This is a genomic window from Candidatus Omnitrophota bacterium, assembly GCA_030688425.1.
In the GTDB taxonomy this organism is placed as follows: domain Bacteria; phylum Omnitrophota; class Gorgyraeia; order Zapsychrales; family JANLHA01; genus JAUYIB01.
In genome coordinates this window covers 534666-551294 of the sequence record JAUYIB010000012.1, presented here as the reverse complement: position 1 = coordinate 551294, position 16629 = coordinate 534666, and the positions used below count along the sequence as shown (strand labels likewise).

At 58.2% G+C, this 16629-nt stretch carries 15 protein-coding genes and 1 riboswitch; of the genes, 10 read left to right on the top strand and 5 right to left on the bottom strand.

The genetic code is table 11. The annotated features are described in order from the left end of the window. From Q8Q08_03735 to Q8Q08_03715, 5 genes are all read right to left on the bottom strand, one after another. Positions 1 to 543 (bottom strand): carbonic anhydrase, encoded by a 543-nt coding sequence (locus Q8Q08_03735; protein MDP2653124.1) that lies wholly within the window; start codon positions 541 to 543, stop codon positions 1 to 3. Positions 544 to 640: 97 nt separating this feature from the next. After that, entirely contained in the window at positions 641 to 1387 is a 747-nt protein-coding gene (locus Q8Q08_03730; protein ID MDP2653123.1) for a methyltransferase domain-containing protein, read from the bottom strand. Next, the gene (locus Q8Q08_03725) at positions 1380 to 2018 is read right to left on the bottom strand and encodes a class I SAM-dependent methyltransferase (protein ID MDP2653122.1); all 639 of its coding nucleotides are present in this window, start codon (positions 2016 to 2018) and stop codon (positions 1380 to 1382) included. The genes Q8Q08_03730 and Q8Q08_03725 overlap by 8 nt, the downstream gene beginning before the upstream one ends. Continuing rightward, positions 2015 to 2971 carry a glycosyltransferase family 2 protein gene (locus tag Q8Q08_03720; protein MDP2653121.1) on the bottom strand — a complete coding sequence of 319 codons (957 nt, stop codon included), beginning with the start codon at positions 2969 to 2971 and terminating at the stop codon, positions 2015 to 2017. The genes Q8Q08_03725 and Q8Q08_03720 overlap by 4 nt, the downstream gene beginning before the upstream one ends. Further along, positions 2949 to 5330 (bottom strand): YfhO family protein, encoded by a 2382-nt coding sequence (locus tag Q8Q08_03715; GenBank protein ID MDP2653120.1) that lies wholly within the window; start codon positions 5328 to 5330, stop codon positions 2949 to 2951. Before Q8Q08_03715 ends, Q8Q08_03720 begins: the two co-directional genes overlap by 23 nt. A gap of 184 nt (positions 5331 to 5514) precedes the next feature. On the opposite strand from Q8Q08_03715, the gene Q8Q08_03710 reads away from it, so the two are divergent. The 10 genes from Q8Q08_03710 to Q8Q08_03665 all read left to right on the top strand — a co-directional run bounded on the left by Q8Q08_03710 (position 5515) and on the right by Q8Q08_03665 (position 16449). After that, positions 5515 to 6168 carry a hypothetical protein gene (locus Q8Q08_03710; GenBank protein MDP2653119.1) on the top strand — a complete coding sequence of 218 codons (654 nt, stop codon included), beginning with the start codon at positions 5515 to 5517 and terminating at the stop codon, positions 6166 to 6168. 90 nt (positions 6169 to 6258) lie between these two features. Beyond that, a riboswitch (cyclic di-AMP (ydaO/yuaA leader) is annotated at positions 6259 to 6443 on the top strand. Between the two features lie 49 nt (positions 6444 to 6492). Further along, positions 6493 to 8655 carry a cation:proton antiporter gene (locus Q8Q08_03705; GenBank protein ID MDP2653118.1) on the top strand — a complete coding sequence of 721 codons (2163 nt, stop codon included), beginning with the start codon at positions 6493 to 6495 and terminating at the stop codon, positions 8653 to 8655. Positions 8656 to 8913: 258 nt separating this feature from the next. Further along, positions 8914 to 9522, top strand: coding sequence for an NADH:ubiquinone reductase (Na(+)-transporting) subunit E (gene nqrE, locus Q8Q08_03700; GenBank protein MDP2653117.1), 609 nt, complete (start codon positions 8914 to 8916; stop codon positions 9520 to 9522). A gap of 7 nt (positions 9523 to 9529) precedes the next feature. Continuing rightward, positions 9530 to 10633, top strand: coding sequence for a cation:proton antiporter (locus Q8Q08_03695; GenBank protein MDP2653116.1), 1104 nt, complete (start codon positions 9530 to 9532; stop codon positions 10631 to 10633). A 114-nt stretch (positions 10634 to 10747) separates the two neighbouring features. Next, on the top strand, positions 10748 to 12235 hold the full coding sequence (locus tag Q8Q08_03690; GenBank protein ID MDP2653115.1) for a potassium/proton antiporter: 1488 nt from the start codon (positions 10748 to 10750) through the stop codon (positions 12233 to 12235). Between the two features lie 269 nt (positions 12236 to 12504). Then, a complete protein-coding gene (locus tag Q8Q08_03685; GenBank protein ID MDP2653114.1) occupies positions 12505 to 13518 on the top strand; it encodes an NAD(P)-dependent alcohol dehydrogenase in 1014 nt (337 codons plus the stop codon). Between the two features lie 62 nt (positions 13519 to 13580). Beyond that, entirely contained in the window at positions 13581 to 14033 is a 453-nt protein-coding gene (locus Q8Q08_03680) for a hypothetical protein (protein ID MDP2653113.1), read from the top strand. A gap of 294 nt (positions 14034 to 14327) precedes the next feature. Then, on the top strand, positions 14328 to 14894 hold the full coding sequence (locus tag Q8Q08_03675; GenBank protein ID MDP2653112.1) for a nucleotidyltransferase domain-containing protein: 567 nt from the start codon (positions 14328 to 14330) through the stop codon (positions 14892 to 14894). Further along, entirely contained in the window at positions 14884 to 15357 is a 474-nt protein-coding gene (locus Q8Q08_03670) for a hypothetical protein (protein MDP2653111.1), read from the top strand. Before Q8Q08_03675 ends, Q8Q08_03670 begins: the two co-directional genes overlap by 11 nt. Positions 15358 to 15477: 120 nt before the next feature. Beyond that, positions 15478 to 16449: a virulence protein RhuM/Fic/DOC family protein gene (locus Q8Q08_03665; GenBank protein ID MDP2653110.1), complete on the top strand. Its 972-nt coding sequence runs from the start codon at positions 15478 to 15480 to the stop codon at positions 16447 to 16449. Positions 16450 to 16629 lie beyond the last annotated feature (180 nt).

Genomic DNA, 16629 nt, shown 5'->3' with positions numbered 1-16629 from the left:
TCAGTCTTCGCGGATCAGGGACAGGACGCCGTCCTCGATCCGGTAGATCATGGGCGCGATGAGGATCTTGGGGTAACGTTTGCGCATCCGCTGGGTCTCGCTCAGCGTGAAATCGATCTCGTTGCCGATCTCGAACATCGGGGCGAATTGGTTGAAATGTTCCTCGGCCGCGCCCTTGTCCCACCCCGCGTTCTCCGTCAATTGACTGATGAAAATGTCCTTCCGCTGCGCCAGGTTCACCATCCCGCAGTTGTTGTGCCCGATCAGGGCGATGCTTTTCACCCCGCCCACCGCGATCGCGTAAGAGACCTTGAACTCGCTGTGCCGCAGATTCGCGCCCCCGGACCGGATGATATAGGCGAAATTGTCCGGGATATGCAGGTGCTTGCGGTTGTCCATGCACATGCCGACGAGGACCTGCGCCTGGGAATAGGTTTCAAAAGGGCGGTCCAGGTTGTGGTATTCCAGCAGCAGTCCGATCGGCGTGCCTTGATAGGCGGCCGGGATGTCCTGGTGTCTGACGATGGGCAGTAATCGATTCATCAGGCGGTCTCCCTTGGGTTAAGAAGCTGAATATGTATATCGCAAGGGGAGGGCGCTGTCAAGAAAAGAAAACCGGAAAACCCGCGCCGCGCAGCGGTCATCCTGGGGGCGGGGCGGGCTTCTCGGCCAGGACGAAGATGCTGACGCCGAAGGGCATGCTGAGCCGTTCCAGCAGGATGTTCTCGATCTTGAACAATCCGATGAGCGCGGCGTTGATGGCGGGGCTGATGTCGTGCAGCTGGTCCATCTCGGCGCTGTCCTTGCGCATCAGCCGCTGAAGGAGCCGAACGGCGGCGATGGGAGGGAAGAGGAGCACGTTCCAGTAAGAGCAACGGCGGACCGTGAACCCGGCTTCCTTCAGAAGGCCCAGCAGTTCTTTCCGATGATATCTCCGGAAATGGTGGTTGACCTCGTCGTGCTTGCTCCAGAGGAAACGGAAGGCCGGCACAAAAAGGATCAACCGTCCTCCGGGTTTGAGCAGCCGCCGCCAGGATTCCAGGGCATTCCTGTCGCGGGGCAGGTGTTCCAGGACGTCCGAGGCGATCACCTCGTCGAACGTCCCGTCCGGGAAATCCGGATTCTCTCCGTCCATGCAGTGCACCTGCGTGAGCCCTTTCCGCCGGCAGCCTTCAACCGCCTCCTCGCTGACGTCGATGCCGGTGATGTCCCGGAACCCCTTGTCCAACAGGAAACGGATCATCGTCCCGCCCGAACAGCCCACATCCAGGATGCGCGCGCCCGTGTCCGTGCCTTTCAGCAGGCGGCCCACCATGTCCCGGCGCGCCACGAACCACCAGTTGCGGTCTTCGAGCCGGCGGTATTTGGCGGCGTAATCTTTATCCATCGGTTCTCTCCAGGACGAACAGCGCGTGGCGGTATATCCCCGGGAAGGTCATGTGCTGTGTCTGCAGGACCTTGCGGTTTCCGCCGATCCTCGAAAGGATCCTCTCCAGTTCGGCAACGGTCCGGAACATCGTGCCGCGGTCCAAACTGTAGAACAGGCGGCTGGCCCGGCTCTGTCCCTCGAACAGAACAGCGTCATCGATGATGATGTAGCGGCGGCTGACCCGCTGGATCTCGTTCAGCAGGAGGACCAGCATGTCCTCGGTAAAATGGTGCGTCGCGCAGGCCAGCAGCACGGCGTCGAACGCCCGGTCTCTGAACGGCAGGCGGCCCGCGTCCCCGTGGATGAACTGGGCCCCGCGGTAATGGCCCGCGCCGAAGGCGATGTGTTTGCCGCTGTTGTCCAGCCCGACGTAAACCTTGGGGTCGAGGGCGTGGTATTCGCCCAGGCCGCAGCAAACGTCCAGAAGGCTTTCAAAATGGAACGGCCGCAGGTTTTTTTTGACCCACGGGATCTCGAACCCGTCCAGAAAATGCCGGTGGGCCCGCGAGATCCAGGGCTGTTCCAGGATCCCGCCCCAGCGTTCCTTGACGTCCGCCGATGTCGAAAGGGCGCCGGCCGTGAGGGTCATTCCAGGACCTCGCTGACCACGTACAAAGGACGCGACTTGGTGTCGTCGCCGATCCGGGCCAGATACTCTCCGATGAGCCCGACAGCCAAAAGCTGGATCCCTCCGATCAGGAGGATCATGGCCATCAAAGACGACCAGCCCTGGATGGTGGTCTGGGTGAACAGCTTCAGATAGATGATGAACAGGATCATCGCGAAGGCGAACAGCGAAAAGAACACCCCCAGCCCGAACACAAATCGTAGGGGAGAGAACGAGAAAGAGACAACGGCGTCCATGGCGAACTTGACCATCTTCCAGAACGGGTATTTCGTCGTGCCGGAGAACCGGGCCTTGCGTTCATATTCCACGGCGGCGCGTTTGAACCCGAGCCAGGCCAGGAGCCCTCTGTTGAAGCGGTGGCGCTCGTTGAGGGAATTGAAGGCGTTCAGGACCTTCCGGTCCATCAGGTAGAAATCCCCGGCGTTGGCCGGGATGTCGATGCTGGTCATTTTGCGGATCAGACGGTAAAAAAGGCCGGCCGTGAATTTTTTAAAGAATGTTTCGCCTTCCCGCTCCGTGCGCACGCCGTAGACGAGCTCGTAGCCCTCTTTCCATTTGGCGATGAAATCCCGGATGACCTCCGGCGGGTCCTGCAGGTCCGCGTCGGTGACGACCGCGGCGCGGCCGCGCGCGTACTTGAACCCGGCGGTGATGGCGATCTGGTGGCCGAAATTGCGGGAAAACCGGATGATCCGCAACTGGCCGGGATTGTCCCTGCAGAGGCCGCTCAGGATCTCAAAGGAGCGGTCCGTGCTGCCGTCGTCCACAAAAATGATCTCAAAGGAACAGCCCGTGGGCTTGAGCGCCCCGGCGAGCCGTTTGAAGAGCTCCGGGATGTTGGGCTCTTCGTTAAAGACCGGGATGATGACGGAGATGTCAACCCTTGCGGGGTCAACGGTTCTTTCGGGAGGCATGGATCGTTCCTTTCTGTAACGAAAACCGGTGGCGGAGCAGGACCAGCAGACAGGCGCCCAGGCTGATCAGCGTGAGGACCGTTCCCCACCGCAAGCCGGGCGGCACGTAGCGCAGGGTCACATCGAATTCTCCCGCCGGCAGGCGGAAGCCGATAAACAGATAGTCGGCCGGGAAGAGATCGGCGGCTTTACCATTGATCCTGGCCTGCCAGCCGCTTTGGAACATTTCCGGAACCACGACCGCGACAGCGCTTTTCGCCGAGGCGCGGAAGTTCAGGCGGTCTCCGCTTTCGCGCGAGAAGCCGCTGACCGAAGGCATGGATTCTGACAAGGGGGCGAACCGGCTCTCCGCGGCGGAGAACGGCCCGGCGTCGTTGATGTCCACCAGGATCTCGCCGCCAGGGGACTTGTCGAAGTTCTCGATGATCTCGGAAAAATCCGCCACGCGGACACGGTCGGAGAATCGCACCGGCGGCAGGGCCGCGTCCCTGGCCCAGACGTCGAACCGTTCGCCGTCGATTTTTTTCGAGAACCCTTCCCAGTCCAGAGGTTTCCCTTTTTCAACGGTCGTGAAATCCGCGGAAAGGCGCGCGGCGAGCCCCGACGACGGTGTGAGGACGTAATATTTCGGGATCCACCAGAATGTCTGCGATCTCAAAAGGCCGTTATGGTAGCCGGCGATGAACTGGTTGAGCCGTTTTTTGGGAAGCTGGAGAAAGCCGTCGGTCCCGTGCACGCCGTATAAAAGGTTGAAATTGTGGGCGACGCCGAACATGTTTTCATACGGCAGATAATACCGGCCCGCCGCCGACCGGTAGTAGGCGTATTCCGGCGTGGCCATGTGGTATTCCTGCGGATGCGTCTGTTTGCCTTTGTTGTTCCAGTGGTAAGCGGTGACCGTGGTCATGAAGCCCAGGAAGACCAGGCACGCCGCTGCCGCCGGCCGCAAAATGGGATGCTGTGTGCGCAGGGTGATCTGCGAGACCGCGAGAACGGTGAGCATGAAAACCACAAAAGCCGATTTCGCCTTGCCCGGCGAGTAATCTTTTAATATCCCCGGAAGGGTCATCCCCGCGGCGCTGAGGACAAAGGGCGCCATGACAACCGTTACCGCAAGCGCGATGACAAGCCCGGCCGCGATCCGCCGGGGAAGGGGGTCCCGCGGATTGAACAGCAGGGTCTTCTCGTTGCCGATCATGAGGCAGATCCCCAGCATGATCGCGAAATCAATCGTATGCGAGACGTAGGCGAAGGTGAACATGGTCAGCGGCTTGAACAGGATGGCCAGGGCCGGGACCGCCCGGACCAAGACCCCGGCGATGGTCGGCAGAGTGAAAAACGCGGCGCACGCGATGGCGGCGTGGGCGGGAAAGCGGGAAAGGGACGTCTCGGCGCGGCGTTTGGGGTCCCGCAGAAAAAACATGCCGATGGAGACGATCACCAGCGCCAGTATCCCACGCATACTCGCCCCGCCCGGACTCATCACCGCCGAAGCGAAGTATCCCCCGAGGGAGCCCTTGTCGCCTTCCCCCCACAGGGGGAAATTGTTGACCGGATACTGCCCGGGCCTGCGGGCGGACTCTGTGACCACGAACAAATACGTCGGCAAAAACTGGACCATGGTGAGCCCGAAGGTCAGCAGAACAAAGACAGCGCAGGACCCGAGCCATGTCTTGACCCGGGACGACAACGGCCGTTCGTCCGGGGAGACCCAGGCCTTCACGGTGAAAAACACCAGCCACCACAGAATCATCTGCAGGAGCTGTGTCGCGCCTTCACCGAAAAATTGCAGGGCGACCAGCGCCGCGGTCACGGCGGACTGGACATACGGCCCGCGTTTTTCCAGTTTGATGAACGCGTAGACCATGGCCGGGAACAGGCCGCAGCCCCACAAAAAGCACGGGGAATCGGTGATGGTGGAAAACCGGGAAATCCCGAACCCCAGGTAATACAGTCCGCCGAAGATCACATACGGCCACCCCAGCCGGAAGACATCGCGCAGGACCAGGGCGGTGAAGAAAAAGCCGATGACGTAGGGCTCGATGATCTTGAGAAGAAAGAAGCGGTCGTTGTCCAGGACCCAGGCCAGGATGTTCGTCGGGTGAAAGAGGGGATAATAGCCGGACGTGTACAGGCTGGTGCCGCCGCCGATGCCCCTGTCCCAGAAACTGAAGTCGCCGGTCCTCCACTTGTGGGCGATGTCGGCGATCAGCCCCCAGGCGTGATTGCTCAATTCATTGGCCACGCTGCCGTACGGAGGGAGGTCCGAATAGATCCAGAGCGCCGCCCCCAGCAGGAAACTCATGGCCGTGATGAGCCAAAGGTCGAATTTGAACGTAGGATTTTTCTGTGGTGTCATATAGGATATAGGGAAGGCATGTCCAGGCGGTCCGCCGATGCCGGTTTATTATCTTATAGGAGAATCCTTATTTCAAGTCTAATAACAAGGGAAACACGGCGGCGCCGCGGAGAATGATTCCCCCGGTTGCAGGAGGCGCGTCTTTAAGGTAGAATGAGAAAAACTTCAGTTAGGAGGAGATGCCATGAGGCCGTTATCTTATGTTGTGATTTTGTGTTTGTTGATTTTTACCGGCGCCGTTCTCACGTCCGCCCAACCTGTCCAGTCCGGCGGAGAACCGGTCCTCTTCAACGGGGTCCCGGCCCCGGAGAAATACCTTGCCCCTCCGCAGGAATTTCTGGATATCGGAAAAGACAGCGAAACCGGCCCTTCGGAAAACCCTATGCTGGCCCCCCAGGTCAATGCCGAGCGCCTTGATCCGCCCGGTCTTCAGCGATCTCCGGACCCCGAATCCGGCATGGAGGACTTGATGGAAAAGTTGTCGGAAGGCCAGGAGAACCGCAAGGATCCTCCCGGCACTGACCAGGCCGACATCATTCCGTTCCCGGACATCATGCCGTACCCGGAACCGGAAACGCAGGACGCCAAATCTCTGGTGTCTTCCCCTCAAGATGAGATCGCCCGATTGCCGCCGGAATACCAGGCCATGGGCCGGGCCTGCCTGCAAAAAGGCAGTTTCAACTGCTGTATGTCCTCTGTCAGGGACATGGCGGACGGAGGATACCAGATGGCCGACCTTATCAAATACAAAAACGGCTGTCCCGACGGATTCCAGCGCAACATGCTCAAGTGCGTCGACAGCTTCCAGTGGTGCGAACCGGTTCAAGGAGAAGAATAACGGGCCGGGACACAGTCCCCGGCCTTTTTGACGTTATGAAGTCAAGATAGTGTTGTTTTAATGCTTGCCTAATATTTTTTCTTTGTTAAAATTTAGCAAATGCCGAATCCCTTTTGACGTCATGAAAGGGAGTGGGGGACCCGAGGACATGTTCGCCCGCGCAATGAACGGGCGCTCAACTTGGGGCTAATAGTCCCCGCGGACCATCGCGGGGGTTAAGGTAACTCGACCTGAGCCCGACAGCTAACTCCACAGGCCGCTTCTCGAGAGAATATACGCCAGAGGATATTCTCTGGCGTTGCTGTTTTCCTGAATCCCGCACTTATGAAAAATATCGGACGAAACATCATTTTTTATGTGATCGTCATCAGCGCCTTCACGGTCCTGCTCTGGTTCACGCTCCAGCAGGGCAGGGCGCTGGAGACAGGGCGGGTCCTGTCCGCTGCGTCAGAGGCATCCTCGCCCGCCCATCTTCTCTCTCACCTGTCCCGGAATCTTCACCATCCGTTTGCCATGCTGATCCTGCAGGTGCTGTGCATCATGGCGATGGCCAAAATATTCGGCTTTCTCATGGTCAAGATCGGCCAGCCGACCGTGATCGGAGAGATCCTGGCCGGGATCATCCTGGGCCCGTCTTTGCTGGGTTCCTTGTTTCCCGGATTTTCCGCGTTCCTTTTCGCTTCGGAGTCACTGCCCCGCCTGCAGGCCCTCAGCCAGATCGGGCTGGTCCTGTTCATGTTCATCGTCGGCATGGAGCTGAACGTCACCGTGCTCAAGGAAAAGGCCCCGTCCGCCGTTGTCATCAGCCACACCAGCATTGTCACGGCGTTCTTGTTCGGGGCGGGGCTGGCCTATGTTTTGTACCCTGATCACGCGCCGCCCCAGGTCCCGTTCCTGCATTTCGCTTTGTTCATGGGCATCGGGATGAGCATCGCGGCCTTCGCGGTGCTGGCGAGGATCGTGCGCGAGAAGAATTTGAATCAAACCGCTTTGGGGCCGGTCGCCATCACCTGCGCCGCTTCCGACGACATCACCGGGTGGTGTCTGCTGGCCCTTGTGATCGCCATTGTCAGCGCCGGAGGCGTGGCCGGAGCCCTGGCCACCATCGCGCTGGCCGCGGTCTATGTGGCGTTCATGCTTTTTGTTGTCCGGCCTTTCCTGAACCGCTTCTCCGCGATCCACGACACGGAGGAGAGCGTCAGCAAAATGGTCGTGGCCGTGATCTTCGGCATCCTGCTGTTGTCCGCGCTTTTGACCGAGACCATCGGCATCTACGCGCTGTTCGGGTCCTTCATCGCGGGCGTCATCATCCCGCCCCAGAAGGCCTTCCGCCAGATCCTCGCCGAGAAGATCGAGGACGTCAGCCTGGTCCTGCTGCTGCCGATCTTTTTTGTCTTCACCGGATTGCGCACGCAGGTCGGCCTCTTGAATTCGCCGCATCTCTGGGGCCTGTGCCTGCTCATCATCGCGACGGCCGTCACCGGGAAATTCCTGGGAAGCGCTTTGGCCGCCAGGTTCCTGGGGCTCAAATGGCGGGACAGCCTGATCCTCGGCGCCCTGCTGAACACCCGGGGGCTGATGGAATTGATCACGCTCAACATCGGCTACGATCTCGGGATCCTGTCCCCGGAAATTTTCACCATGATGGTCCTGATGGCGCTGGTGACCGGGTGCCTGACCTCGCCGGCGATCTCCCTGATCGATTTCCTTTTCAAGACCAAGGAACAGGCCCCTGAACAGTCCATGCCGGGATTCCACGCCCTGATCTCGTTCGGCTCGCCGCGCACCGGCGGCCGCCTGCTGGATCTCGCGCACGGCCTGGGCCTCAAGAACGAAAAAGACTCGGGCATCACGGCCATCCATATTTCTTCCAATACAGACCTTTCCGTCATTGAAGCCGAGCAGGCGGAGCAGGAGGTGTTCGCGCCCATCCGTGAAGCCGCCGCCGAGCTCGGCATGCCCCTGCGGGTCCAGTTCCGGCTTTCCGATAAAGTGGAAGAGGAGATCGCCAACAGCGTGGAGCAGGGCCGTTTTGACATGGTGCTGGTCGGCAGTTCGCGGCCGCTGTTCATGGACGACAAGACCGGAGGCCGCGTGAGAGGGCTGATCGAGTCCGTTGACGCGAGCGTCGGGGTCTTTATCGACAAGGGGGCCAAAAAATTCCAGAACCTTCTGATGGTCTTCGGTCCGGAGAAAGACGCCTTTCTGTTGAAATACGGCCCGCGGTTTCTGTCCGGCGCGAAAGACGTTCTCCTGACCTGCCTTGACGAGCGCAAGGTCCTTCCGCCCCAGGCCGCATACCAGACCCTGCTCAACGACGAGAAGTTCAAAGAGAGGGTCCTGCGCGTCGAGACCGCCGCCGACCCCAAACAGTTTTTCGGCCGGCATGACCTTGTCGTGATCAGCTACGCGTATTGGAAGGGCCTGCGAAAAAAGCAGGACGCCTGGCTTAAAAACACGCCGTCCGTGCTGATCATCAGCCGTTAAAGGCCTGTTTGACGCGTTTCGAAAATCGTGTTGCAAACTCCGGCGAGGTATGGTAATTTAGCAACGTCATTGACGACAATTCGAGGGTCCGGGAGGACGTGGTGATCTCCCGGAGGTTCCGTTGATGGTCGGGCCGCCATCTGAGAAATATTCTGGCGGCGGATTCTCTTCATTTGAAGGCCGCGCTGATGCCGCCAGCTGAAACATTTCTTCGCTGGCGGTTTTTTTGTCGGCGGACAAAAGCGAAAGGAGAGAGGCGTGGAGCACTACCTCAATCTTGCCATCAAGAGCATCTTTGTCGAGAACATCCTGCTGGCCTATTTTCTCGGGATGTGTTCCTTCCTGGCCTGTTCCAAAAAAGTCGACACCGCCATGGGCCTGGGGGTCGCCGTTATCTTCGTCCTCACCATCACCACCCCGGCGAGCTGGGCGGTGAAGACCTACCTTTTGAAAAAAGACGCGCTGGCCTGGGCCGGAATCACCGGCGTGGACCTGAGCTTTCTGAGTTTCATCTGCTACATCGCGGTGATCGCGGCGATGGTCCAGATCGTGGAAATGGTCATCGGGCGCGTGAGCCCGTCCTTGTACGGCTCCCTGGGGATCTTCCTGCCGCTCATCGCCGTCAACTGCGCCATCCTCGGCTCGGCCCTGTTCATGGACCAGCGGAATTACAAGTTCGGGGAAGCGCTCGTGTTCGGGTTCGGCTCCGGCGTGGGCTGGGCGCTGGCGATCGTGTCCATGGCCGCCATCCGCAAGAAGTTGTATTATTCCAACATTCCGGCGCCCCTGCGCGGCCTGGGCATCACCATGCTTTTGACCGGCCTCATGGCCATGGGCTTCATGGCCTTTGCCGGGATCCGCTTGTGAGGAAAAAATGTTCTTGATTTTCGCTTATAGCGCGCTTTTGCTCGCAGGGATCGTGATCTCGCAGACCGCGGACCTTTCAGCCGTCCATGTCCTGCTGGAAATAGCGACGACGTTCTGCCTGGCCTACATCATGCTGGAGGTCGGGCTGGAGTTCACGATCAATAAAAGCCGCTGGAAATCCTACATCAGCGATTTCGGCATTGCCATGACCGCGGCTGTCTTTCCGTGGGTCCTCTGCGCGGTCTATCTGCTCGGGGTTCTGCAGTTGAGCGCCAAAGAAGCGGTCCTCGTCGGCCTTGCCGCGGCCCCGACCTCCGCCGGCGTTCTGTTCGCGATGCTCTCGGCCGTCGGCCTGGGCGCGACGTGGCTGTTCCAGAAGGCGCGCATCCTCGCGATCTTCGACGACCTGGGCACGATCCTCCTGATCATCCCGCTTCAGATCCTGCTGGTCGGTTTCAAACCCGAGTTGGTCGTCGTCGTGATCCTGTCGGTCGGCCTGCTCGCCGCCGCGTACCGCTGGCTGAACTGCGTGCCGGGGCCGACGAGCCAGCCGTGGATGCTCGTGTACAGCGGCATCCTGGTGACGATGCTGATTTGGCTGGAGCACACCACGCACATCCATCTGGAGATCCTCATCCCGTCTTTCGCCCTGGGCTGTCTCCTGCAAAGCCCGCACATGGCGAAATTATACCCCCTGCACGAGGAAACTCATCTGGAGCCGGACCGCGGAGGAGCCCGGGTGCTCGACCGCGGGATCAAAGGCGCGTTCATGCTTCTGGTCGGTTGTTCTCTTCCCAAAATCGAGCTGGGAGAGATGAGTTGGGGCGTGGTGGCGGTCCATGTCCTTTTGCTGACGGTCTTGTCCAATCTGGGAAAATGCTTCCCGATATTCTGTTACCGCAACGAAGTCCCCCTGCGCCAGCGCCTGGCCTTGAGCATCGCCATGTTCCCCCGGGGGGAGGTCGGCGCCGGAGTCCTGCTGATCGCGCTTTCCTACGGGTTCGGCGGCTGGGCCGCGAGTCTGGCGGCGCTGAGTCTGGCCCTGAATTTGCTGTTGACCGGCGTGTTCATTTATATTGTCATCCGTCTGATCGCCCCTGCCAAAACCTGACAGCCGTGTCGTAAGGTTTCTTTCCGTTTCGGTCCGTTTTCTCAGCTTGCGTCCCCACGGGATTTCCTTTATAAAGAAGTTGCGAAACTTATCATCATAACCGGATGACATGAGATGCCATTCCAGTTCCCTGCCATAGAAATCTTCCTTTTGATCGCGTCGGTCCTGCTTTTGCTGAGCGTGGCCTCCAGCAAGGTGTCCGACCGGTTCGGGATCCCGTCTCTGCTGTTGTTCCTGCTCGTCGGCATGCTCGCGGGCTCAGAGGGGATCGGCGGGATCCACTTCAATGACCCCTGGCTGGCCAAGTCCCTGGGCGTGGTCGCGCTGATCTTCATCCTGTTCGCGGGCGGCATCGAGACAAAATTCCGCGACATCCGGCCCATCCTCTGGGAAGGCGTGGTCCTGTCCACCGCCGGCGTTCTGGTGACGGCGGTCCTCGTGAGCGCCTTCGCGATGGCGGTCCTGAAATTCTCGCTCTGGGAGGGCTTCCTCCTGGGCGCGATCATTTCCTCGACGGACGCCGCCACCGTGCTGACCATCCTGCGTTCCAAAAACGTCAGTCTGCGCGGGAAACTGAGGCCCCTGCTGGAGCTGGAATCCGGCAGCAACGATCCCATGGCGGTTTTCCTCACCCTGGCCGCCATCCGTTTCCTGACGATTGAAAACGTCTCTTTCGCGGACCTGGCCCTGGCCTTTGTCCTGGACATGAGCGTCGGCCTGCTGATGGGGTTTGCCATGAGCCGGGTGATCCTGTTCGTCATCAACCGCCTGCAATTGGACTACGAAGGCCTGTATCCTGTCCTGACCATCGCGCTGGTCGTCCTGACCTATGCCCTGACCACCGTGCTCAAGGGCAACGGCTTTCTCGCGGTTTATGTGAGCGCCCTGATTTTGAGCAACTCGGAATTTCTCCATAAAAAAGCCATCATCCAGTTCCACGAAGGACTGGCCTGGATGATGCAGATCGTCATGTTCCTGGCCCTGGGCCTGCTGGTGTTTCCGTCGAGAATCATCCCGGTGATCGGGGTGGGCCTACTCATCTCCGTGTTCCTGATGGCCGTGGCCCGGCCTTTGAGCGTTTTCCTCTGCCTCGCCTTCAGCCGCCTGCAGATCAATGAAAAAGCCATGCTGTCCTGGGTCGGGTTGAGGGGAGCGGTGCCCATCATCCTGGCCACGTTCCCTTTGATCGAGAAGATCCCCCAGGCCGACACGATCTTCAACATCGTTTTCTTCACCGTCCTCACGTCCATTCTCCTGCAGGGCACGTCCATCCCGGCGGTGTCCCGCTGGCTGAAAGTGGACGCGCCTTTTGTGAATAAACGGATCTACCCCATCGAAATCGATTCCTCCACCAGCGGGATCGACGCGAACCTGGAAGATGTCATTGTCCCGTTTGAGTCCGATGTCATCGGCAAGCGGCTGTTCCAGGTGGGCGTCCCGGAGAACTGCCTTGTCGTCCTGATCTGCCGCGACGAAAAGTTTCTGATCCCCAACGGAAAGACCGAATTGCAGGGAGGCGACGTCCTGTTGACCCTCGGCAACAAAGAGGACATCTCCGCCCTGCAGAAAGCCCTGGCGCGCCTGCCGTCCGATGATGAGTAAAGCCCGCAGGTAAGTCATTCTTGCCCGATTTTCCGGTTGGAGGTAGAATAACCCCGCCTGCTTCAGACGCCGGAATCGGTTCCCGATATCGGCCGAAGCAACCGGGCGCTCAGGTGAGGGTATCCCGATTCGGTCGCTGGGCCGCGACCTCACGGGATTAATGGTTTGGCCCCTCTGGGCCAAACCATCTTGAAGGAGTTGAATTGATTCGCCCCGCTTCTTGCCCCGCCATGGCGCAAGGGGCAGCGGGACTCATTGAGGAGGCCATTATGCAAATCAATTGCTACGCGGCATTCACCCCGGGCGGCATGCTCAAGCCGTACACCTACGAGACCAAGCCCCTGGGAGATTGGGAAGTCCTCATCAAGGTCACCCATTGCGGCATCTGCCACAGCGACGTGCATCTGATCAACGGCGACTGGGGCACGGACATCTACCCGCTTGTGCCGGGGCATGAAGCCGTCGGCCTGGTGGAATCCGTGGGCCGGAACGTCAAGCATTTGAAAGAAGGCCAGCGGGTCGGCGTGGGCTGGCAATCCGGCAGTTGTATGAAATGCGAGTGGTGCAAAAGCGGCGAAGAGAATTTGTGCTCCAAAAACCAGGCCACCTGCGTCGGGCACAACGGCGGGTTCGGTGAATATTTAGCCACGGACAGCCGTTTCGCGTTCCCCATTCCCGACGGCCTGGCCTCGGAGAACGCGGCGCCTTTATTGTGCGGAGGCGCCACCGTGTATTCCCCGCTCAAGCGCTGGGGCGCGGGCAAGGGCGTGAAGGTCGGCGTGATCGGCATCGGCGGGCTGGGGCATCTGGCCCTGCAGTTCGCGCGCGCCTTCGGGTGCGAAGTCACCGCGTTCTCCAGCACCCCGTCCAAGATGCAGGAAGCCACCGGCTTCGGCGCGCGGAAATTCGTCTTCACCAAGGACACCAAGTCCATGACCCAGGCCGCCGGCACGCTCGACCTGCTGGTGTCCACCATCAACGCGCCGGCGGATTGGGATAAATACATGAAACTCCTTCGGCCCAACGGCAAGCTGTTGATGCTCGGCGCTGTTCCCGAACCTGTTTCGGTTTCCGCCATGTCGCTGATCGTCGGGCAGAAGGCCGTGATCGGCAGTTGTATCGGGGGCAGGCCCGCAATCTCCGAGATGCTGGCCTTCGCCGCCAGGCACAAAGTCCAGGCCAAGACCGAGGTCATGCCCATCGTCAAGGTCAATGAAGCCGTCAAAAAAGTCAAAGAGAACAAAGCCCGCTACCGTATGGTCCTGGCCACTTCAACCTCGTAGGTTGAGGCGCACTTCAACCTACGAGGTTGAGGCGGGGGATTTTTAACAACAAGGAGGAGCGCGTGAAAAAGATTCTTATTCTGATCGTCATGGCCATTTTCGCCGTGTCCACGCCGGCTGTTTGGGCCGCCAAGGACAGGCCGGGCGCCAGCGACAAGGCCTTTGAAAAGGCCAACGAGAACGCCAAGTTCAAGAAAGACCCGAAGTGGTTCGATGACAAAGGCAAAAAGGCCGAGGATGAACTGAACAAGGCCGAGAAGGACGCCGAAAAAGCTAAGAAGAAGACTGAGCATGAAGCCAAGAAGAAGCAGAAGGAAGCTGAGAAAGCCAAGAGGAAGGCCGAAAGAGACGCGGAAAAGGCCAATCGTGAAACGGAAAGAAACAGGATCCGCGAGCAAAAAGAAGCCGAGAAAGCTAAAATGGAGAAGCAAGAAGAAGCTGAAGAGGCCAAGAAGAACGCCGAGAAAAAATCCGGCGAGATGAAAAAGAAAATGAGGAAAGGTCTCGGCCAATAGTTTTTCACCGGCCTGATATCAAACCGTTACCAACCCCGGGGGTTGTGAAGGTCTCAGCCCCCGGGGTTGTTTTTTAAAGGCCGCAAAATGCGACCTTGAACAGGCAGTCAATCAACAGTTGCGCAAGCTCGGGGGTTAAGTTAAAATAACAACTGTGCGACCGAAATAACCCCGCCCCGATTCCCCTTCAGTAAATCGTGTTTACCCCTTTGAATCTCTCTGATTTGACTTTGGCCCCACGTGTTGTATAATCTACATCAGATGATGTAATTATTACAACAGGAGGGCTTTCCTATGGTCTTATTGGGCAGTTCCAAGTTGAGGCGAAAACTTTTGGCTTACTCGTTCACCCATCCTGATGAAGGATTTTATGTCCGGGAGCTGGCCTCTCTGATCGGTGAGGATGCCGGCAATCTTTCCCGCGAGCTGAAGAGGATGGAAGCAGAAGGTCTCTACCAATCCATCCCGAAAGGGCCGTTGAGGATCTACACCCTCAACAAGGCCTATCCTTTATTCAAAGAGCTTAAGGAAATTGTTTTTAAGACAGAAGGGGTCGAAGGGAGCCTGAGAGAGCTGGTCCGTGATGTTCCGGGAGTTGATCTGGCGCTCCTTTACGGGTCCTATGCCAAGGGCACGGAAAAGGGGTCATCCGATATCGACCTGATCGTTGTCGGCAAATTTCCCCGGAACGATTTCACCCGCGCCATCCGCGCCCTGGAATCGAAATTGAACAGGGAGATCAACTTCACGGCGTATACCCCCGAAGAGTTTGCTCAGGAGGGCCGGAAACAAGGCGGCTTCCTAAGCCTCGTATTGAAGGATAAAATCATCCTTCTCAAGGGACATCTCAATGGCAGATAAGCTCATCCTGCGTTTGGTCAAAGAAGGCCGGTTGCGGCCGCAGAAAGTTGGAGTTGTCCAGATCGAGGCCTTGTTGAAAGAGGCCATTGCTGATTTGGCCGAGGCCGAGAAAATCGCTCATGTGGCTCAGCGAGCGACGTATGTCCTGGCGTATATGGCGATGCTGAAAGCCGGCCGAGCGCTGTTGCTCCTGAAGGGGTATGCCCCGATCGACGGCGCCCAGCACAAGACGGTTGTCGAGGTGACGGCGGCCATCCTGGGGGAGAAATTCCGGGAGATCACCGATCAATTCGAGACCATGCGCCGGAAACGCAACGAGATGACCTATGAAGCCGGAGCTCTTCTGTCTTTGTCGGAATCGCAGAGAGCGTTTTCCGATGCGATCGTCCTGGTTAAACAAATCCATAAACAAGTGAAGGCCCGGAACCCGCAAATGGAATTGAAATTCGACATCGAGCGATAGAATAAACAAATTGTCCCGCCTGCAAAGCTTGGCCCCTTGATCCCCAACAGCAGTTCCCCTTAGCAGCGCCCCTGTTTTCATACCCCAATTCTCGATCAATATCTATCCAGAGGAGGCGGTATGAGACCACAAAATCCATCCCAGGGGCAAGTCGTTGTTTACAATAACAAAGTCGAAGTGCGGCTGGAAAAGGAGACCGTGTGGCTGACGCAAGAACAGATTGCGGAGCTGTTTGGAACAAGGCGGCCAGCGATTACGAAACATTTATCTAACATATTCAGAGAGAAGGAATTAAAGAAACTTTCAGTATGTTCCATTTTGGAACATACTGCTGCTGACGGGAAGACGTACAAGACCAGATTTTACAACCTTGATGCGATTATATCAGTTGGATACAGGGTTAATTCTTCTCAAGCGACCCAATTCCGCATCTGGGCGACACGGGTTCTGCGCAAACATCTGGTTGACGGCTATACCCTCAATGAGAAGCGCCTGAAACTCGCCGAATACAAATACCGGGAACTTCAGGACTCGATCCGTCTGTTGGGGAACGTGATGGCCCTGGATGCCGTTCCCGATGAGACCAAGGGCCTTATTCAGGTCATCGCGGAGTACAGCCGGGCACTTGATATTCTGGACAATTATGACCGTGAACGGCTGGTTGTCCCGGCCGGAACCAAGAAACTCAAGTTCGCGCTCACGTATGAGGAAGCCCAGAATATCATCGAAGCGATGCGGCGCAAGTTCCCAAGCTCCGCGTTGTTCGGCCGGGAGAAAGATCAGGGTTTTAAAAGTTCCCTGATGGCGATCTATCAGACTTTCAACCGCAGGGATGTTTATCCCACTGTTGAAGAAAAGGCGGCCCATCTGCTGTATTTTGTGACCAAGAACCACAGCTTTGTTGACGGCAACAAACGCATTGCGGCGGCCCTGTTCATCTGTTTTCTGCAGAAAAACGGCATCCTGACAGACCGGCAGGGCAGGCGCAGAATGGAAGACATCGCTCTGGTCGCCCTGACCCTCATGGTCGCGGCCAGCAAGCCATCGGAAAAGGACTCGATGATCAAGGTGATATTGAACCTGCTGGGGTAGGCAGGCTTTAAGGTCACAGATTGTGACCTTGAACAGGCAGTCAATCAACAGTTGCGCAAGCGCTGTTGCCAAGCTAAACTAATTATTAGTTATCCCCCTGAAGCAGTATCCCCTCTGAATTCCCCCTAAAAGTCTGATATGCAGTTCCCCTTAGCAGCGCCCCTGTTTTCACACCCCAAG